The following is a 19,477-nucleotide window of genomic DNA, read 5'->3' as shown; positions in this document are numbered from 1 at the left end:
CGGTCAGCGCTGGTACTTCTTCACGCTGGAGTCGTCGCGGGTGTCGTCCGCATACTTCTGGATCTTCTTGATGGCCTCGTCGGGCGTCAGCCGACCGGCCATCATCTCGCCCAGCGCGCCGACGCCGATCCGCTCCTTCTGGAGCGCCACATACCAGTCCTGCAACCGCGGATTGACGATGTTCTGCCCGGCCTTCTCCAGCGCCACCTGCGCCGATGCCAGGCCCGGCGGGAGCTTCAGCCCCTCGGTGCCGCCGTTGAGCGAGGTGAGCGAGGAGACCTGCCGGATGAAATTCTGCGCGGACTTCTTGCTGAGCATGATGCGCAGCAGTTCCATACCGCCCTCGGCGTTACGGGCCTTCCGCGGCACGATGTACGGCTCGCCGCCCGAGGCCCAGATGGTGCCGTAGGGCATCTTGTCGGAGTCCGACAGGCTGGACGGGGCGCCGACCGCGAGATCGAACTGCGGGTTCTGCGCGATCTGTTTGGCCGACTCGTTCTCCACCCAGGAGCCGTTCGGGATGAACAGCGCCTTCCCCTCGGCCCACGCCTTCTGCGACTGGAGGTGGTCCAGGCCGGGCGAGCCCTTGAGGACATAGCCCTTCTTGTAGAGCTCGTAGTAGGCGTCGAAGGCCGCCTTGACGGCAGGGTCCTTCCAGGCGTTCGGCTCCAGATTGTCGATCTTCCGCAGCACCTCCGCACCACCGATCTTGGCGATGAACGGATAGAGGCTGAAGGGAAGGTAGTACGGGTACTTGCCCGGGTACGTCCAGCCCGCGACGCCCTTCTTCTTGGCCTTGGCGCACAGGGCCAGCATGTCGTCCCAGGTCTCCGGATACTCCGCGTCCAGCTTCTGCAGATTGCCCTTGGAGTACCAGACGCCATAGACCGTGTACGCGTAGTAAAGGATCCAGGTTTCCTTGCCGCCGAACTGGCCCATTTCGACGACACCGGGGCGCAGGGTGTCCCGCACCTTCTTGTTCGGGTCATCGACGGACGGGGCGTCTAGGAGCGTGGAGAGGTCGGTCAGCTGGTCCTTGGCGACCAGCGTGCCGAAGTCCATTTGTTCCGCACCGGAGTTGTCGACGAGGTCCGGGGGATTTCCACCGTTGAAGCGCGGCTGAAGGGTCGACTGGATCTTCTGGGTCGACGAGAGCTTCACCTTGCCGTCAGCCTTCGGGAAGACCTTGAGGTACTCGCTCTGGGCGTCCTTGGCGTACTTGTCACCGAATCCGCCGTCGAAGATGACGACATCGAGGCCGGCCGACTCATTGACCGCGAGCGGATTCTTGGCCGACTTCTTGCCCTTTTCGACCTTGTTATCGCTGTCACTGCCGCCGCCGGCACACGCCGACAGCATTCCCATGGCCGGTACGGCGACGATCCCCAGGGCCGCGGCTCGCTTGACCAGATCACGACGGTTGAATGCAGAGGTGGATCCCATGCTCAAGTCCTCGCCTTCTTCAGGACTCAGGCGGTGTACCGGAGCCACCCGGCACCGCGGGTCAGATGAAGCTGAGTTGTACGGGATGTGCACCGGGCGCGCAGGGAAAGGCGGGGCAGTCGCGCGCTCCCGCTTTCCCCCCGGATCCACGGCCTTCGTCGTACGGCCGGTCGGACGCCGACAGGTATAGTCCACTTCCGGCCGCAGGGGCAAGATCGAATGCAGGGTTGGGCGGCAGTCTTTCCCTAGTTGAGACCTCCCCGGTATGCGGGGATTCGCCCGGCCGTCTCCCGCCGCCCGGTCGGCGACACGAAGGGCGGCACGACCGGCGCACCGATCGCAGCGCCACCCTTGACACCAAAGTCCCCACGCACCTTACTTATCTCTGTTTATCTCGGCGCCATGTAACTGACAACGATGTCAATCTCGTTGAGAGGGCTCGCGTGCGGCTCAGACAACGGCACAGTCCACTGCGGGGGATCGCCCGCCCCGCCGCCCTCGCGGCGGCCGCTCTGCTCGTCATCACCGTGCCCGGCCCGGCCCAGGCCGCGCCACCCCAACAGTCCCGAGGAGCAACGGAGTTCCGCTCCTCCTTCGAATCCGGCGAACCGCAGCCGGACTGGACCGACACCGTCGAGACCGGTCCCGACGGCAAGCCCCGGACCTCCGGCGTCACCCCGGAGACCGCCCCGCCGGCACCCGGGATGACCACCGGGACCGACACCGGCCCCCGCGACTCCCCCACCGCCAAGGCCCACGCCGGCTTCACCGGAGGGCACGCACTGCGCTACGCCGGCACCCACACCGCCGACGGCCACGGCTACTCGTACAACAAGATCTTCGACGTCAATGTGCCGGTCACCGCGGCCACTTCGCTCTCCTACAAGATCTTCCCCGAGATGGCGAAGAGCGATCCGGCCTACCCGGCGACCCACGCCGCCGTCGATCTGGCCTTCACCGACGGTACGTACCTCAGCGAGCTGTCCGCCGTCGACCAGCACGGCGCGCCGCTGACGCCCGGCGGCCAGGCCGCCGCCAAGACTCTCTACGTCAATCAGTGGAACAACCGGGAAGCGCGGATCGGCGCGGTCGCCGCGGGCAAGACCGTCGACCGGATCCTGGTCGGCTATGACGCACCGGCCGCGCCACGGACCGCACCGGCCTTCCGCGGCTGGATCGATGACCTCACCCTCGCGCCCCAGGCCCCGGACAAACCCCTCGCCCACTACTCCGACTACGCCGTCACCACCCGCGGCACGCAATCCAGCGGCAGCTTCTCGCGCGGCAACACCTTCCCCGCCACCGCCGTCCCCAACGGCTTCAACTTCTGGACCCCGGTCACCAACGCGGGCTCCGCGGACTGGCTCTACGAGTACGCGCGGAAGAACAACGCCGACAATCTCCCCACCCTCCAGGCGTTCAGCGCCAGCCATGAGCCGAGCCCGTGGATGGGCGACCGGCAGACCTTCCAGGTCATGCCGTCCGTCGCGGCCGGCACCCCGGACGCCTCGCGCACCGGCCGGGCGCTGCCGTTCCACCACGACAACGAGACCGCCAGGCCGCACTACTACGGCGTGACCTTCGACAACGGTCTCAAGACGGAGATCACCCCCACCGACCATGCCGCGCTGATGCGCTTCACCTTCCCCGGCGACCGGGCGAGCCTGATCTTCGACAACGTCAACAACAAGGGCGGGCTCAGCCTGGACACCGACCGCGGGACCGTCACCGGCTTCTCGGACGTCAGGAGCGGACTGTCCGTCGGCGCCACCCGGCTGTTCGTCTACGCCGCCTTCGACGCCCCGGTCACCGGCGGCGGCCGGCTGGAGGGCGGCGGAGGCAAGGACGTTACCGGCTACCTCCGCTTCAAACCCGGCGCGGACCGCACCGTGACCATGCGGATCGCGACCTCGCTCATCAGCGTGGAGCAGGCGAAGGCGAATCTGACCCGGGAGATCCCCGACGGCGCGACCTTCGCCGGCGTCCAGGACCGGGCGCGGTCGCAGTGGGACGACCTGCTGGGCCGGATCGAGGTCGAGGGCGCGAGCCGGGATCAGCTCACCACGCTCTACTCCAACCTCTACCGGCTCTACCTCTACCCCAACTCCGGCTTCGAGCAGGTCGGTTCGCGCAGCCGCTACGCCAGCCCGTTCTCGCCGCAGACCGGCCAGGACACCCCGACCCGTACCGGTTCGAAGATCGTCGACGGTGAGGTGTACGTCAACAACGGCTTCTGGGACACCTACCGGACCACCTGGCCCGCCTATTCGCTCCTCACCCCGCAACGCGCCGGGAAAATGGTCGACGGCTTCGTCCAGCAGTACAAGGACGGCGGCTGGATCTCCCGCTGGTCCTCGCCCGGTTATGCGGACCTGATGACCGGGACGAGTTCCGATGTGGCATTCGCCGACGCCTATGCCAAGGGCGTGGAATTCGATGCCGAGGCGGCCTATGCCGCGGCCGTCAAGAACGCCACCGTCGCCCCGCCGAACCCCGGAGTCGGCCGTAAGGGCATGACCACCGCGCCCTTCCTCGGCTATACGAGCACCGATACCCGCGAGGGCATGTCCTGGGCCCTGGAGGGCTACCTCAATGACTTCGGTATCGCGCGGATGGGCAAGGCGCTGTACGAGAAGACCAAAAAGCCCCGCTACAAGGAAGAATCGGCCTATTTCCTGAGCCGCGCCCAGAACTACGTCAAGCTCTTCGACCGCAAGGTCGGGTTCTTCCAGGGCAAGGACGCCCGGGGCGACTGGCGGCTGCCACCGGGCACGTTCGACCCCCGGGTCTGGGGTCACGACTACACCGAGACCAACGCCTGGACCTTCGCCTTCACCGCACCGCAGGACACCCGGGGGCTGGCCAACCTCTACGGCGGCCGCAACGCCCTGGCCAAGAAACTGGATGCGTACTTCTCCACCCCGGAGACCGCGTCCAAGGAATTCGCCGGCTCCTACGGCGAGGTCATCCATGAAATGACCGAGGCCCGCGACACCCGGATGGGCATGTACGGGCACAGCAATCAGCCCTCACATCACATCGCCTATGTCTATGACGCGGCGGGGCAGCCCTGGAAGACCCAGGAGAAGGTCCGCGAGGCGATGTCCCGGCTCTACCTCGGCAGCGAGATCGGCCAGGGGTACCCGGGCGACGAGGACAACGGCGAGATGTCCGCGTGGTACGTCTTCAGCTCGCTCGGCTTCTATCCGCTGGTGATGGGCCAGGGCGAATACGCGGTGGGCTCCCCGCTCTTCATCAAGGCCACGGTCCATCTGGAGAACGGCCGCGATCTCACCGTGAACGCCCCGCGCAACAACGCGCGCACGGTCTATGTCCAGGGCCTCCGGGTGAACGGCAAACCCTGGAATTCCACCGCCCTGCCGCACCGGCTCCTGGCCCGCGGCGGCACGCTGGACTTCACCATGGGCGACCGCCCGTCCGCCTGGGGCACCGGAGCGCACGCCGCCCCCACCTCGATCACCAAGGACGACCGCGTCCCCGCCCCGCCCCAGGACGTCACCGCCCCCGGCGGCGGCCCGCTCTTCGACAACACCTCCGGCACCTCGGCCGAACTGACCGGCGCCCCGGCGGATCTCACCCGTCCCACACGGGTCACGTCCTACACCCTCACCTCGGCGGACCACGCCACGGCCCCGGCCGGCTGGACGCTGGAGGGCTCCCCGGACGGAAAGCGGTGGACGCGGCTGGACCACCGCGACGCCGAGTCCTTCACCTGGGACCGGCAGACCCGGGTCTTCGGCATCGGCCGGCCGGGCAGCTACCGGCACTACCGGCTGGTGCCCGACGGCCGCCCGGGCACCCTCGCCGAGATCGAGCTGCTCGGGGCGCCATAGGGCGGCAGCCGCCCGGCCACGGATACGCGGACGGGCCGCACCCCCTCGACCGAGGGAGTGCGGCCCGTCCTGCTGCCGCGGGGTGCTTACTTGCGGCTGCGTTTACTTCCGGATGAGCGAGCGCAGCACGTACTGCATGATGCCGCCGTTGCGGTAGTAGTCCGCCTCGCCGGGGGTGTCGATGCGGACGACCGCGTCGAACTCGACACCGCTGTCCGTGCTGACCTTGACGGTGCGCGGCGTGCTGCCGTCGTTCAGCGCGGTCACGCCGGTGACCGAGAAGGTCTCCTCGCCGGTCAGGCCGAGGGACTCGGCGGTCTGGCCCTCGGGGAACTGGAGCGGCAGAACGCCCATGCCGATGAGGTTCGAGCGGTGGATGCGCTCGTAGGACTCGGCGACGACGGCCTTGACGCCGAGCAGCGCGGTGCCCTTGGCCGCCCAGTCACGGGACGAGCCGGAGCCGTACTCCTTGCCGGCCAGGATGACCAGCGGGGTGCCGGCGGCCTGGTAGTTCTGCGAGGCGTCGTAGATGAACGACACCGGGCCGCCATCCTGCGTGAAGTCGCGGGTGTAGCCGCCCTCGGTGCCCGGCGCGATCTGGTTGCGCAGGCGGATGTTGGCGAAGGTGCCGCGGATCATGACCTCGTGGTTACCACGGCGCGAGCCGTAGGAGTTGAAGTCACGACGCTCGACGCCGTGCTCGGTGAGGTACTGACCGGCCGGGGTGTCGGCCTTGATCGCACCGGCCGGGGAGATGTGGTCGGTGGTGACCGAGTCGCCCAGCTTCGCCAGCACCCGGGCGCCGGCGATGTCGGAGACCGGAGTGGTCTCCATCGTCATGCCCTCGAAGTACGGGGGCTTGCGCACGTAGGTGGACTGCGGGTCCCACTCGAAGGTGTTGCCGGTCGGGATCGACAGCGCCTGCCACTGGGCGTCACCCGCGAAGACGTCCTGGTAGGACTTGTTGAACATGTCCTCGCCGATGGCGTTGGCCACGACGTCGTTGACCTCGGCCTCGGACGGCCAGATGTCCTTGAGGTAGACCGGGTTGCCCTCGGTGTCGGTGCCCAGCGCGTCCTCGGTGATGTTCACCTTCATGGAACCCGCGAGGGCGTACGCGACGACCAGCGGCGGGGACGCCAGGTAGTTCATCTTGACGTCGGGGTTGATCCGGCCCTCGAAGTTGCGGTTGCCGGAGAGCACCGAGGTGACGGCCAGGTCGTGCTCGTTGACGGCCTTGGAGACCTCCTCCGGCAGCGGGCCGGAGTTGCCGATGCAGGTGGTGCAGCCGTAGCCGACGAGGTTGAAGCCGACCTTGTCGAGGTACGGGGTGAGCCCGGCCTTGTCGAAGTAGTCGGTGACGACCTTCGAGCCCGGCGCCAGGGTGGTCTTGACCCACGGCTTGCGGGTCAGGCCCTTCTCCACGGCCTTCTTCGCGACCAGCGCGGCGGCGACCATGACGTACGGGTTCGAGGTGTTGGTGCAGGAGGTGATGGCCGCGACCGTCACCGCACCGTGGTCGATCTCGTAGGTCGAGCCGTCGGGGGCGGTGACCGTGGTCGGGCGGCTCGGCACGCCGTTCGTGGCGGCCGGGGCGTCGGAGGCCGGGAAGGACTCCTCGCCGGCCTCGTCGGCGTCGGAGACGTAGTTGAGGACGTCACGCTCGAACTGCGTGGCGGCCTCGGCGAGCACGATGCGGTCCTGCGGACGCTTCGGACCGGCGATCGACGGGACGACCGTCGACAGGTCCAGCTCCAGCTTCTCGGAGAAGTCGGGCTCGGCGGCCGGGTCCAGCCAGAGGCCCTGCTCCTTGGCGTACGCCTCGACCAGCGCGACCTGCTGGGCGTCGCGGCCGGTCAGGCGCAGGTAGCTGAGGGTCTCGTCGTCGATCGGGAAGATCGCGGCGGTGGAACCGAACTCCGGCGACATGTTGCCGATGGTGGCGCGGTTGGCCAGCGAGGTGGCGGCGACGCCCTCGCCGTAGAACTCGACGAACTTGCCGACGACGCCGTGCTTGCGCAGCATCTCGGTGATGGTCAGCACCAGGTCGGTGGCGGTGGTGCCGGGCTTCAGCTCACCGGTCAGCTTGAAGCCGACGACCCGCGGGATGAGCATGGAGACCGGCTGGCCGAGCATCGCGGCCTCGGCCTCGATGCCGCCGACGCCCCAGCCCAGCACACCGAGGCCGTTGACCATGGTGGTGTGCGAGTCGGTGCCGACGAGGGTGTCGGGGTAGGCCTGGCCGCCTCGGACCATGACCGTACGGGCCAGGTGCTCGATGTTCACCTGGTGGACGATGCCGGTGCCGGGCGGGACGACCTTGAACTCGTCGAAGGCGGTCTGGCCCCAGCGCAGGAACTGGTAGCGCTCCTTGTTGCGGCCGTACTCCAGCTCGACGTTCTGGCCGAAGGCGTCCTTCGTGCCGAACTTGTCGGCGATGACGGAGTGGTCGATGACCAGCTCGGCCGGCGCCAGCGGGTTGATCTTCGCGGGGTCACCGCCGAGCTCCTTGACTGCCTCACGCATCGTGGCGAGGTCGACCACACAGGGCACGCCGGTGAAGTCCTGCATGATCACGCGGGCCGGCGTGAACTGGATCTCCTGGCTGGGCTGGGCCTGGGAGTCCCAGCCGCCGAGCGCCCGGATGTGGTCGGCGGTGATGTTCGCGCCGTCCTCGGTGCGGAGCAGGTTCTCCAGCAGCACCTTCAGGCTGTAGGGAAGGCGCGCGGCGCCTTCGACCTTGTCCAGCCGGAAGATCTCGTACGACTCGTCGCCCACGCGCAGCGTGCTGCGGGCGTCGAAGCTGTTCGCCGACACGACAGTCTCCTTCATGCATGAATTCGCGCGTACCACCGCAATGCTGCCGTCACCGTCCTTGCCCCATCCGCTAAGGTGAGCCTAAGTTAGGTATGCCTTACTGGCGCGGCAGCGGTACGCCTCTCGGCAGATATCTCGATGTCGAGATAACTCTAATACATCGCCGCCTCCTGGTCATGCCCCGACCGGGGTGCGCTGTGCCCTCGGCATGCGATCGTGGTCACGGAAGGCCGGTGACCACCGGGTTCGTGCCACCGCGGGTGGAGTGACCGGAATTGGTCGGGGCCGGGGGTTGCCCACCGGCAGTGGAGGGGAGCGCCGTTGTCGCGCTCCGTGCCGCGGCACGAGCGGAAAGCCGCAGGTCAGGCGCTCATGTCACATCCTGCCGGGCCGGTCCGTCGTACGTGTGCAAGCACCGACCGGCAAAAGGAGAGCATCATGAATGCCCGTTTGGACGCCTTCAGCAGCCCGACCATCGGCAAGGTCTTCAAGCACATCGTCGCGGCAGGCAAGATCCTTGCGGACTCGACGCTGCCGGCCACGACGCAGGAGCTGGTGAGGCTCCGCGCGAGCCAGATCAACGGGTGCGGTTTCTGCACCGATATGCACAGCAAGGACGCCGCGGCCGCCGGTGAGACCTCGGTTCGCCTCAACCTGGTCGCGGCTTGGCGGGAGGCCACGGTCTTCACCGAGGCCGAGCGGGCCGCGCTGGAGCTGGCGGAGCAGGGCACCCGCCTCGCCGATGCGGCCGGCGGGGTCACGGACGAGGCATGGCAGAACGCCGCCAAGCATTATGACGAGGAGCAGTTGGCCGCCCTGGTCTGCGCGATCGCCCTCATCAACGCCTTCAACCGGGCGAACGTCATGATCCAGCAGCCGGCCGGCGACTACCAGCCCGGCCAGTTCGGGTAACGGCGGCCACCGGCCCGGCCGGCTCGGTCGATGAGGAACGGTCGGCCGGGCCGGCGGTCCCCCGGTGCGGGCTTCGCTGCTTCACACAGGGCCGAGGACCGGGTCGACGCCGGTCAGGGCACAGCTCGCGGTCCACAGCCGCGCCGCGGTGCCGGCGTCGGCCAGGTGGTCCCAGAGGGGTTCGGTCACCGGCCTGCCGCGCAGTCCGAACACCCGGGGCCCCCACAGCTGCCCGCCGCGCACGTCCGGGTCGAGCACGGCCCGTACGGCGGGCCACGCGCCGGATTCCTTGCCCTGGACGACGAGGCCGAGCGGCAGCCCGCGCAGCCGCTCGGCCGTCGTCCGGACCCGGACCGGCGGGCGGGAGGGCGTGAGCGAGTCGAGCGCGCCGCCGGGATGGACGACCACGCTCAGCGTCGCGCGGCCCGCGGCGCGCAGCCGGCGGTCGAGTTCGACGCCGAAGAGCATCTGTGCCAGCTTCGAGCGCCCATAGGTGCGCTTGGGCCGGTACTCGTGGACGCTCTGGAGATCGTCGAGATCCAGGCGTTCGGACTTGGCCGCGAAGCTGCCGGTGGTGACGATCCGGCTCTCCGGTGTGGCCGCGAGCAGCGGTGCCAGCCACCCGGTCAGGGCGAAGTGCCCCAGGTGGTTGGTCGCGAACATCAGCTCATGACCGTCCCTGGTTTCCCGGCGCGGCGGATGGTCGAGCGCCACGCCGGCGTTGTGGACGACCGCGTCGAGGCGGTCCAGGCCGAGGGCGGCCACCGACGTCTTGAGCGAGGCCGGGTCGGCCAGGTCCAGCGGCAGGTGCCGCACCTCGGCACCGGGCACCCGGGCACGGATCGACGCGGTCGCTGCTTCGGCCTTCGCCGGGTCGCGGCTGCCGAGCACGACCGTGGCCCCGGTGCCGGCGAGCTGCTCGGCGACGAAGTACCCGATGCCCGCGTTGCCGCCGGTGACCAGGAAACTCTTCCCCTCGGCGGACGGGAGCCGGTGCACGTCCCACCCCTGGGCCTTGTCTGCGGAGGGCATCGCGGGTTCCTCACTCTCGGACTGATGTGGCGGCGTTGGCGGGAACCGCACCCTCCTCACCGGTGCCGCCCCTGCCCCACGGTCCCAACGGCCACCGACACCCGGCCGACAGCCCGCTGTCCGCTGCCGACAGGCGGCCGACACGACCCGCCGTGCGCTGCGGCCGCGGAGGGGCTGCGCCGCACCCCCTCCGCGGGCTTCCTCGTGTCACATTCGGCCCGTGCCCTCCGTCAGTACGGTGACGGAGCTCAACGGGGAGGAATGAGACCCATGAACGACCACGAGTGGCTGGCCGAACGCTTCGAGGAGGAGCGCAGTCGGCTGCGGGCCGTGGCCTACCGCATGCTCGGCTCGCTCAGCGAGGCGGACGACGCCGTCCAGGAAGCCTGGCTGCGGCTGAGCCGGACCGGCGGGGACGACGTACAGAACCTCGGCGGCTGGCTGACCACGGTCGTCGGGCGGGTGTGCCTGGACCAGCTGCGGATGCGCAAGGCGCGGCGGGAGGACTCCCTGGACGTGCACGTCCCCGAGCCCGTCGTGAGCCGTCCGGACACCGTCGACCCGGAACAGGAGGCGCTGCTGGCCGACTCGGTCGGACTCGCGCTGCTCGTCGTCCTGGAGACCCTCAGCCCCGCCGAGCGGCTGGCGTTCGTCCTGCACGACATGTTCGCGGTGCCCTTCGACGAGGTCGCCCCGCTCGTCGACCGCACCCCCGCCGCGGCGCGGCAGCTCGCCAGCCGTGCCCGCCGCCGGGTCCAGGGCGCCACCCCGGCGCCCGACACCGATCTCGCGCGCCAGCGGGAGGTGGTCGATGCCTTCCTCGCCGCCTCGCGCGGCGGCGACTTCGAGGGGCTGCTGGCGGTCCTCGACCCGGAGGTGGTGCTGCGCGCCGACGCCGGTGGTGCGCCCGACGGACTGTCGAAACTGGTCCGCGGAGCGCGCGCGGTCGTCGAGCAGGCGCTCACCTTCTCCCGGTTCGCCCCGTTCGCGCGCCCGGCGCTGGTCAACGGCGCCCCGGGACTCGTCACGGCACAAGGCGGGCAGCCGCTGGCCGTCATGGGCTTCACCTTCGCCCACGGGAAGATCGTCGAGATCAATATCCTCGCCGACCTCGCACGGCTGAGCCGGCTGGATCTGTCAATCCTCGACGACTGACGGAACGGGGCGCGGCGGGAGGGCTGTCGGGAGGGGTGTGGGGTCACAGCGCGAATTCAGGGCAGGGTGATTGTCCGGGTTCAGGGGGGGCGGTGGGGCGCCTTGGTGGCGGCGCGCGCCCAAGGGCCGTCTGCGGGTGGGCCGTTGGGGGGTGCGTACGGGCGGCGCGTTGGACGGGTCCATACTGGCAGCCTGTTGCGGCGACGGAGACCTCCCCGCACACCACACGTTCTCGGCCGCTGCGCGGAATTGCCGCACGCGGACGGACCTCCGGCTCCTACGCTGACGCCGTGACGGCCACCCCTGAACCCGCGCCCCCTCGCCCGTCCCCGCTCGCCGCCACCGCCCCACCACCTGCCGTCCCGCCAACTGCCGCCCCGCCGCCCGTCGATCCGCCATCCGCCGACCCATCTCTCTGGCGCGACCGACGGTTCATGCTGCTGGCCGCCGCCCGCACCATCTCGGTCCTCGGGAACGGCTTCGCCCGGGTGGCGCTGTCCTTCGCCGTGCTGGCACTACCGGGGGCGGGACCCGGGCAACTCTCGCTGGTGCTGGCCTGTCAGGCGGTGCCCCAGCTGGTGTTCGTCCTGGCCGGCGGGGTGATCGCGGACCGGATGTCGCGCTCCCGGCTGATGATCGTCACCGATCTCGTCGGCGCCGCCGCGTACGCCGGACTCGCCGCCATGGTGCTGACCGGGCACGCCCCGCTGCCGGCGCTGTGCGCACTGGCGGCGCTGGCCGGCACGGCCACCGCGCTGTTCTCCCCCGCGATGGACGGCGTCATTCCGCTGCTCGTCCCCGCCACGCGGCTACAACAGGCCAACGGGCTGCTGCGGGTCGGTATGAACAGCTCGATGCTGCTGGGGCTCGCGCTGTCCGGTGTGGCCGTCGCCGTGGTCGGCGCGGGCTGGGCCCTGGCGCTCAATGCCGCGTCGTTCGTGGTGAGCGCGCTGCTGATCCGAGGGCTCCGGCTGCCCGCGCGGGCCCGTACGGGGGCATCGGGGTGGGCCGATCTGCGGGACGGCTGGCGGGAGTTCGCCGGGCGGCAGTGGCTGTGGGTGGTCGTCGCGCAGTACTCGGTCGTGGTCGCCGCGCTCAACGCCCATGCCGGAGTGCTGGGGCCGCTGAGGGCCGAGAACGGGCTGGGCGGGGCCCGGTCCTGGGCGCTGATCGTCGCCGCGCAGGCGCTGGGCACCATCACCGGCGCCGGACTGGCCGCCCGCCTCCGGGTACGCCGGCCGGTGCTGACCGCCGTATTGGCCACCTTCCCGCTGGCCCTCCCGATCGCGCTGCTCGCGGTGCGGGCGCCGGTGCCGTGGATCGCGCTCGCCATGTTCGCCTCGGGTATCGCCGCGGACATCTTCGGTGTGCTGTGGGCGACCACCATCCAGCGGGAGGTCCCGGAGGCGGCACTGTCCCGCGTCAGCTCGTACGACTGGTTCGGCTCACTGGTCTTCGCCCCGCTCGGCCTCCTGATCGCCGGACCGCTCGCGGCACGCATCGGCATCGGCCACGCCCTCGCCGGCTGCGCCGCACTGATCGTCCTCGCCTCGGCCGCGGCCCTGCTCTCCCCCCAGGTACGCGGCATCCGAGCACCGGAACCTCCGCCGACGGACGAGGACCGGGGCGAGCACGAAGCGAGCGGGCGGCCTCACTGAGGTCGCGGGCGCCCGAAGGGGGCGCGGGGAACCGCGCGACCAGCCACGACGCGGCCGCAGACGCACAACGGTCCCCTGGACGGAACCCTCAGCCGTGACGACGGCCCTGCCCCCGCCCCCTCACCGCCCCGCGAGCCCCACCCGCACCACCGTCACAATCTCCTCGTCGGAGAGCCCCAGCCGGCGGGCCTCCGCGATCAGCCGCTCGGCGGTTTCCCCGAGGCGGGCGCGCGCGGGCGCGGCGGCGCCGAGGACCACCGCACCGCGCCCGCGGCGGAGTTCGATCAGCCCCTCCTCCTTGAGGCGCTGATAGCCGCGCAGCACGGTATGGACGTTCACGCCGAGGGACGCGGCGAGTTCACGTGCGGCCGGCAGCCGCTCCCCGGTGTTCACCGTGCCGTCGGCGATGGCGCCGCGGACCGAGGCCGCGATCTGGTCGCCGAGCGGGACGGACGACCCGGGGTCGACCTGGAAGAGCACCTCAGCCTCCTTGCCGCGAATGGGCGCGGTCGGTGTACGTATTGAGCAGTGCGGCGGCGGTCGCGGCATCATCGACCGTCACCACGAACTCCCTGCCGTTGGTCAGCCGTACCACAATGCCCTCCCCCGAGCGCAGCACGAAGCCGCTGCGGCCGGCCCGGATGCGGTAGCCCCAGCCGCCGAACTCGGCGAAGCAGGCGACGTGTTGACTGCCGGCCTCCTCGATGCGGTCCAGAGGTATGTGCCGGAAACGGCAACGCGAGGACAGCAGCGCCGGCGCGAGGGTCAGCCCGCGCCGGTCCACGGTCACCCGTATCGAGGCCAGCGGCAGGGACACGACAGCGCCGAACAGCAGGCCCGCGCTCGCGATCCAGTCGGCGAAGAGGCCGATGAGGAGCCCGCCGACGAGCAGCAGACCGCCCAGTACGGCCAGCGGCGGCGAGCCGATGGTGCGCGACCAGCCGGCCGTCGCGGTGGCGGGAAGGCCGAGCCGGGACACCGCACCGCGGGGCTGCCGGGGCGCGACGGGCGCCGGGCCGGCGAGCAGCCGCCCCAGCGCCCCGGCGCACAGCGCCACCGCGAGGCCGAGGAACAGCTCCCACATCGGCACCCGGACGGCCGAGGCATCGGCCGCGTCGACGTTGCTGAGCAGCGTCACACAGTCGGCGTAACCGGTTAAGGCAACGGTGGCGTAGCCGCCGGCGATCACCCACGGCACCTCGGGCGCAGCCGGCCGCAACTGGACGAGGAAGCCGACCACGGCGCCCAGAAGGAGGAACAGGGCGAGGGATCCGGTCAGAAAGCCCTGGACCGACATGAATCCATCGGCCTGGCCGCCGAACCGGAAACGGGTGGCGAGCGGATCGGGCAGCCGGCCGGACACCGCCGTATAGATGCCGGCGAACACCACGATCACGGCTAGGAAGGGCCCGGCGGCAACCAAGGTCCGCGGCCCGTCGGCCAGCGGCGGGACGGAACGCATCACACTCTTCATAACTCCCCTTGAGACTCCACAACTCTGTAACTCCGCGACTCCGAACTCCCTTCCATTGTTCGCATAGTAGTAGAACTATGCGACACGCCACAATGAAGCATCCATCTCATATCTGAGATACGGTCACCCCATGGCAGACGACTACCTCGTACGCATCGGCAGGCTCATCCGTGACGCCCGACAACACCGTGGCTGGACACAGGCGCAGCTTGCGGAGGCTCTGGGCACCAGCCAGAGCGCCGTCAACCGCATCGAACGCGGGAATCAGAACATCAGCCTTGAGATGATCGCCCGTATCGGCGAGGCTCTCGACAGCGAAATCGTCTCGCTCGGCTATGCCGGGCCGATGCATCTGCGGGTGGTCGGCGGACGCCGGCTCTCCGGCAGCATCGATGTGAAGACGAGCAAGAACGCGTGTGTGGCGCTGCTCTGCGCCACGCTGCTCAACGCCGGCCGCACAACTCTGCGCCGGGTGGCCCGTATTGAGGAGGTCTACCGCATCCTCGAAGTACTGGGCAGCATCGGCGTACGCACCCGGTGGATCAACGACGGCAACGACCTGGAGATCATCCCGCCCGCGGAACTCGACCTCGACTCGATGGACACCGAGGCCGCCCGCCGCACCCGCAGCGTCATCATGTTCCTCGGCCCGCTGCTGCACCGGATGGACCACTTCAAGCTGCCGTACGCGGGCGGTTGCGATCTCGGCACCCGGACCGTGACCCCGCACATGACCGCGCTGCGCCATTTCGGCCTGGAGATCACCGCGACCGACGGCACCTACATCGCCGAGGTGGACCGCACCGTCGCCCCCAAGCGCGCGATCGTGCTGACCGAACGCGGCGACACCGTCACCGAGAACGCGCTGCTGGCCGCCGCCCGCCACGACGGCGTCACGGTCATCCGCAACGCCTCCTCCAACTACATGGTCCAGGACCTCTGCTTCTTCCTGGAGGAGCTGGGCGTCCGGGTCGACGGCATCGGCACCACCACCCTCACCGTCCACGGTGCCGCACACATCGAACGCGATGTGGACTTCGCCCCGTCCGAGGACCCGGTCGAGGCAATGAGCCTGCTGGCAGCGGCAGTTGTCACCGAGTCCGAGCTGACGATCCGCCGGGTCCCGGTCGAGTTCCTGGAGATCGAACTGGCCGTCCTGGAAGAGATGGGCCTGGACCACGAACGCAGCCCGGAGTACGCCGCCGACAACGGCCGCACCCGGCTCATCGACCTCACCGTCCGCCCCTCCAAGCTCCAGGCGCCCCTCGACAAGATCCACCCGATGCCCTTCCCGGGCCTCAACATCGACAACGTCCCCTTCTTCGCGGCCATCGCGGCCAGCGCCCAGGGCCAGACCCTCATCCACGACTGGGTCTACGACAACCGCGCGATCTACCTCACCGACCTCAACCGCCTCGGCGCCCAGGTCAAACTCCTCGACCCGCACCGCGTCCTGGTAGACGGCCCCACCCGCTGGCGCTCCGCAGAAATGATGTGCCCCCCGGCCCTCCGCCCCGCCGTCGTCGTCCTCCTGGCCATGATGGCCGCCGAGGGCACCTCCGTACTCCGCAACGTCTATGTCATCAACCGCGGTTACGAGGACCTGGCGGAACGGCTCAACTCGATCGGGGCACAGATCGAGATCTTCCGGGACATCTGAGGGGCGGGTGCCGCGCACCCTTTCTGACCTGCAACGATCTGGGCCAGGAAGGGGGCGGCGGCACCGTGGGACTTCTCCGGCGAGGTGCCCGCCCACACTGCGGCACGACACATTCACGGGCGGACGGCCAACTCCGTTGTCAGTGCCTGCTGTCAGGCTGAGCATCGCCTCACACCATCGTCTGGAGGACAGCAATGAGTGTCGATCTCGGTCCGCTGGTCATCGCTCGCCGCAGCGGCGGTGAGCCGATTCGGGCCAAGGGTGGCGCGTCGAGGTCAAGTCGGCTGCCTATCTACAGTCGTGGGCGCAGTCCCAGCCGAAGTACTGCGCCGCTCCGATGTGTACGTCTTCTGCCTGCTGTACCACCAGGACAAGCCGACCCTCGACCCCCTCGACCTCGACCAGTGGACCTTTTATGTCCTGCCCACCCGGGTCCTGGATGAACGGTGCCCGGTCCAGAAGACGATCAGGCTTTCCAGCCTTCAGCGCCTCAGCCCGCTGAAGACCGACTTCGCCGGCCTGCCGAATGCAGTCGCCACCTGCGCCGAAGGCATGCGATAGCCCAGCCCGTCCCCCACCACCCCCCTACCTCACCCCGCCCCCTCCGGCGTGAGCACCACGAACTCCGCGCCCGCGGGGTCGGTGCAGACGGCGAGGCGGCCAACGCCCTCGGCGGTTTCGGGGCCCATGGAGAGGGCGCCGCCGTTGCCCGTCGCCAGGCCGACCGTGGCGTCGCAGTCCTGGCAGCCGAAGACCGGGTGCCAGTACGGCTTTCCGCCGGGGCCGAGCAGGTCGGCGGGGACGCCCATGAGGCCGCCGTGCATCCGTTCCTCGCTGCAACCAGCGGGGGTGAGCAGGGTGTAGGTGCCACCGCCGCCGGGGAGCGGCATGTCCTGGGTGCTCCAGCCGAAGACGGACCTGTAGAAGGTCTGGGCGGCGGCGGGGTCGGTGGTGTAGAGCTCGGTCCAGACCAGGGTGCCCGGTCCGTCCGCGTCCTCGACGCCCGGGTACCTGGCCGGTTCCCAGACGGCGAACTCGGCCCCCTGCGGGTCCGTGAGCTGGGCGAACCGTCCGTCGTCCGTACCGACGCCGGCGGGCGGCACGCGGACCGAGCCGCCCGCCCGCTCCACCGCCTTGACCGAGGCGTCCGCGTCGGAGGTGTGGAAGTAGAGCGTCCAGGCGGAGCGGGCGCCGTCCTCGGTCAGCGGGCCGACCGCGCCGACGACCTTGCCGTCCAGCCTGAAGAGGGTGTATCCGCCCGTGTCCCCGCCCGCGCCCTGACCGCCGTGTGGTTCGGCCTGCCAGCCGAACACGGCCCGGTAGAAGGCCGTTGCGGCCTCGACGTCCGGGGCGCCGAGGTCGAGCCAGCACGGGGAGCCGGGAACGAAGTCAGTAGTGATCATGGCGATTCCCTTCGCGGATCCTCTCTGCTGTCAGCCTGACATCAGCCACCGGCCCTCGCCCGTCGGCCGGAATTCGGCGTCCGTGCCCGCGCTTGCTAGCCTGACGCGCGCTCGTCAAGAACGCTCGGCGAGCGCATCATCAATCGGTTGCGCGTATAGGTACGCGCTCAGGGCGGCCGTCCAAGGGGGCGGCCGTCGCCACGGGGGAGAAATAGCTATGCAGTTTCGTCATGTCCGCGCTGTTGCCGCCTGTGCACTGGTGGTCGTCGCGCTGACCGGTGCCCGGCATTCGCACGGCGGGGGCTGCGGCAGCAGCCACAGCTCCGGCTCCACCTCCAGCGGTGGCTACAGCAGCAGCGACGGCGGTTACAGCAGCTCCGGGAGCACCACCAGCAGCGGCACCACCACGGGCGGTTCACCGACCGCCGGCTCCACCACGCCGCCCGAGTCGGACATCCGGATCACCGACTGCAAGGTCGACAGCGCGGCCGGGACGCTGAGCGCCGAGCTGAGCGTGACCAACGGCAACTCGCAGGGCACGGCGACCTACAACGGCACCGTGCAGTTCACCGACGAGACCGGTGCCACCTTCGGCTCGGCACAGATTTCCGTCAGCGGGGTCGCCGCCGGCCAGACCCGGCCCGCCTCGGTCTCCGGCACCTTCCTCAAGGGCCCCGGCGGCCAGGGGCCGAGCTCGGGCAAGTGCAAGCTGGGCCAGGTCTGGAAGGCGAACAGCTGAGGCGCCCAACGGGCGGACACGGTCGCGGAGTTCACGGCCGCGGCCGGTACAGCTCCTTGGCGATGATCGAGCGCTGCACCTCCGTGGCGCCCTCGTAGATGCGCGGCGCCCGGACCTCGCGGTAGAGGTGCTCCAGCAGATGGCCGCGCTGGAGTGCGCGGGCGCCGTGGATCTGTACGGCGGCGTCGACGACGTACTGGGCGGTCTCGGTCGCCAGCAGTTTGGCCATGGCCGAGCGGCGGGCGATGTCGGGGGCCCCGGTGTCGTACGCGGAGGCCGCCGCGTAGACCAGGAGGCGGGCGGACTCGACCCGGGTGGCCATCTCGGCGAGCTGGTGGCCGACGGACTGGAGGTCCTTGAGGGGGCCGCCGAACGCGGTGCGGGCGCCCGCGTGCGTCAGCGCCGCCTCCAGCGCGGCCTGCGCCATGCCGACCGCGAAGGCGCCGACGCTCGGCCGGAAGAGATTCAGCGTGGCCATCGCGACGGCGAATCCGCCGTCCACTTCGCCCAGCACATCCGCCCTGGTCACCGGCGTGCCGTCGAACACCAGGGTGCCGATCGGATGCGGGCTGAGCATGTCCAGGTGCTCGCCGGTCAGGCCCGGACGGTCGGCGGGGACGAGGAAGGCGGTCACCCCGCGCGCGCCCGCCGCGCCGCCGGTCCGGGCGAAGACGGTGGCGAAGTCGGCCTCGGGGGCGTTGGAGATCCAGCACTTCTCGCCGGTGAGCCGCCAGCCGTCCGGGCCGTCCGGCTCGGCGGTCAGGGACAGCGCGGCGGCGTCCGAGCCGGCGCCCGGCTCGCTCAGCGCGAAGGAGGCGACCGCCCGGCCGGCGGCCACCTCCGGCAGCCAGCGGGCCCGCTGGGCCGCGGTCCCGGACTGCACCACCGGGTAGGCCCCCAGGCCCTGTAGTGCCAGCGCGGTTTCCGCCTCCGTGCACTCCTGGGCGAGGGATTCCCGCAGCAGGCAGAGGTCCAGGGCGCGCAGCGCGCCGTCGGCGGGGAACAGGCGGCGCAGCAGGCCCAGTTCACCGAGGGCGGCGACCAGCGGGCGGTTGACCCGGCCCTCCTCGCCCTTCTCGGCCAGCGGACTCAGCCGTTCGGCGGTCAGCGCGCGCAGTTCGGCGCACCATTCCTGTTCGTCCGGTCCCAGCGCGAATACGGTCACGAGGCGGCTCCCTGGTAGCGGTCCTCTATCGCGGTCTGTTGACTGCCGTCACGAACACGTTACGCTGACGACGGATCCGAACGGCAGTCCTCGACCGCAGAGCGCGCAGCAAACCGAGCAGTCCCCGTTCCCGGCCGCCCATCGGACAGACCCAAGGGGCACCCG

Annotated in this window: 14 protein-coding genes; 7 read left to right on the top strand and 7 right to left on the bottom strand. The window is 70.1% G+C overall.

Translation table 11 applies throughout. From position 1 onward, the window contains the following. Window positions 1-3 precede the first annotated feature (3 nt). Entirely contained in the window at window positions 4-1,443 is a 1,440-nt protein-coding gene (ngcE, locus tag AC3EUV_RS16975; RefSeq protein WP_432142784.1) for an N-acetylglucosamine/diacetylchitobiose ABC transporter substrate-binding protein, read from the bottom strand. A 443-nt stretch (window positions 1,444-1,886) separates the two neighbouring features. Between ngcE and AC3EUV_RS16970 the strand changes: the two genes are divergently transcribed. Beyond that, entirely contained in the window at window positions 1,887-5,297 is a 3,411-nt protein-coding gene (locus tag AC3EUV_RS16970) for a GH92 family glycosyl hydrolase (RefSeq protein WP_435603242.1), read from the top strand. A gap of 102 nt (window positions 5,298-5,399) precedes the next feature. Here the strand turns inward: AC3EUV_RS16970 and acnA are convergent, their stop codons facing one another. Further along, window positions 5,400-8,114 (bottom strand): aconitate hydratase AcnA, encoded by a 2,715-nt coding sequence (acnA, locus tag AC3EUV_RS16965; RefSeq protein ID WP_432142786.1) that lies wholly within the window; start codon window positions 8,112-8,114, stop codon window positions 5,400-5,402. A gap of 438 nt (window positions 8,115-8,552) precedes the next feature. Here acnA and AC3EUV_RS16960 point away from each other — a divergent pair, with 438 nt between their 5' ends. Continuing rightward, complete coding sequence (locus tag AC3EUV_RS16960) at window positions 8,553-9,026, top strand: carboxymuconolactone decarboxylase family protein (RefSeq protein WP_432142787.1); 474 nt, start codon at window positions 8,553-8,555, stop codon at window positions 9,024-9,026. 81 nt (window positions 9,027-9,107) lie between these two features. Here the strand turns inward: AC3EUV_RS16960 and AC3EUV_RS16955 are convergent, their stop codons facing one another. Beyond that, on the bottom strand, window positions 9,108-10,058 hold the full coding sequence (locus AC3EUV_RS16955; RefSeq protein WP_432142788.1) for an SDR family NAD(P)-dependent oxidoreductase: 951 nt from the start codon (window positions 10,056-10,058) through the stop codon (window positions 9,108-9,110). A 270-nt stretch (window positions 10,059-10,328) separates the two neighbouring features. Between AC3EUV_RS16955 and sigJ the strand changes: the two genes are divergently transcribed. Next, window positions 10,329-11,213 carry an RNA polymerase sigma factor SigJ gene (gene sigJ, locus AC3EUV_RS16950; protein WP_432142789.1) on the top strand — a complete coding sequence of 295 codons (885 nt, stop codon included), beginning with the start codon at window positions 10,329-10,331 and terminating at the stop codon, window positions 11,211-11,213. 290 nt (window positions 11,214-11,503) lie between these two features. Continuing rightward, window positions 11,504-12,871 (top strand): MFS transporter, encoded by a 1,368-nt coding sequence (locus AC3EUV_RS16945; RefSeq protein WP_432142790.1) that lies wholly within the window; start codon window positions 11,504-11,506, stop codon window positions 12,869-12,871. A gap of 120 nt (window positions 12,872-12,991) precedes the next feature. Here AC3EUV_RS16945 and AC3EUV_RS16940 read toward each other — a convergent pair whose 3' ends face one another. Continuing rightward, the gene (locus AC3EUV_RS16940; protein ID WP_432142791.1) at window positions 12,992-13,351 is read right to left on the bottom strand and encodes a GntR family transcriptional regulator; all 360 of its coding nucleotides are present in this window, start codon (window positions 13,349-13,351) and stop codon (window positions 12,992-12,994) included. 1 nt (window position 13,352) lies between these two features. After that, complete coding sequence (locus tag AC3EUV_RS16935) at window positions 13,353-14,333, bottom strand: SdpI family protein (RefSeq protein WP_432142792.1); 981 nt, start codon at window positions 14,331-14,333, stop codon at window positions 13,353-13,355. Window positions 14,334-14,475: 142 nt separating this feature from the next. Between AC3EUV_RS16935 and AC3EUV_RS16930 the strand changes: the two genes are divergently transcribed. Both AC3EUV_RS16930 and AC3EUV_RS16925 read left to right on the top strand, forming a co-directional pair. Further along, window positions 14,476-16,005 carry a helix-turn-helix domain-containing protein gene (locus tag AC3EUV_RS16930; RefSeq protein WP_432142793.1) on the top strand — a complete coding sequence of 510 codons (1,530 nt, stop codon included), beginning with the start codon at window positions 14,476-14,478 and terminating at the stop codon, window positions 16,003-16,005. Window positions 16,006-16,305: 300 nt separating this feature from the next. Then, on the top strand, window positions 16,306-16,566 hold the full coding sequence (locus AC3EUV_RS16925) for a hypothetical protein (protein ID WP_432142794.1): 261 nt from the start codon (window positions 16,306-16,308) through the stop codon (window positions 16,564-16,566). A gap of 29 nt (window positions 16,567-16,595) precedes the next feature. Here the strand turns inward: AC3EUV_RS16925 and AC3EUV_RS16920 are convergent, their stop codons facing one another. After that, window positions 16,596-17,408 (bottom strand): VOC family protein, encoded by an 813-nt coding sequence (locus AC3EUV_RS16920; protein WP_432142795.1) that lies wholly within the window; start codon window positions 17,406-17,408, stop codon window positions 16,596-16,598. Between the two features lie 217 nt (window positions 17,409-17,625). On the opposite strand from AC3EUV_RS16920, the gene AC3EUV_RS16915 reads away from it, so the two are divergent. Beyond that, window positions 17,626-18,147, top strand: a complete 522-nt coding sequence (locus tag AC3EUV_RS16915) for a hypothetical protein (protein WP_432142796.1) — start codon at window positions 17,626-17,628, stop codon at window positions 18,145-18,147. Between the two features lie 31 nt (window positions 18,148-18,178). Here AC3EUV_RS16915 and AC3EUV_RS16910 read toward each other — a convergent pair whose 3' ends face one another. Continuing rightward, entirely contained in the window at window positions 18,179-19,312 is a 1,134-nt protein-coding gene (locus tag AC3EUV_RS16910; RefSeq protein ID WP_432142797.1) for an acyl-CoA dehydrogenase family protein, read from the bottom strand. Window positions 19,313-19,477: the final 165 nt, after the last annotated feature.

Source organism: Streptomyces sp. bgisy130 (genome assembly GCF_057708345.1).
The sequence above is the reverse complement of the archived record's forward strand: the minus strand, read 5'-3'. Positions and strand labels throughout refer to the sequence as shown.

Coding starts and splice junctions, on each gene's coding strand:
- ngcE (WP_432142784.1), bottom strand. CDS start 1,443: ATGGGATCCACCTCTGCATTCAACCGTCGTGATCTGGTCAAGCGAGCC.
- AC3EUV_RS16960 (WP_432142787.1), top strand. CDS start 8,553: ATGAATGCCCGTTTGGACGCCTTCAGCAGCCCGACCATCGGCAAGGTC.
- AC3EUV_RS16955 (WP_432142788.1), bottom strand. CDS start 10,058: ATGCCCTCCGCAGACAAGGCCCAGGGGTGGGACGTGCACCGGCTCCCG.
- sigJ (WP_432142789.1), top strand. CDS start 10,329: ATGAACGACCACGAGTGGCTGGCCGAACGCTTCGAGGAGGAGCGCAGT.
- AC3EUV_RS16935 (WP_432142792.1), bottom strand. CDS start 14,333: ATGCGTTCCGTCCCGCCGCTGGCCGACGGGCCGCGGACCTTGGTTGCC.
- AC3EUV_RS16930 (WP_432142793.1), top strand. CDS start 14,476: ATGGCAGACGACTACCTCGTACGCATCGGCAGGCTCATCCGTGACGCC.
- AC3EUV_RS16920 (WP_432142795.1), bottom strand. CDS start 17,408: ATGATCACTACTGACTTCGTTCCCGGCTCCCCGTGCTGGCTCGACCTC.
- AC3EUV_RS16915 (WP_432142796.1), top strand. CDS start 17,626: ATGCAGTTTCGTCATGTCCGCGCTGTTGCCGCCTGTGCACTGGTGGTC.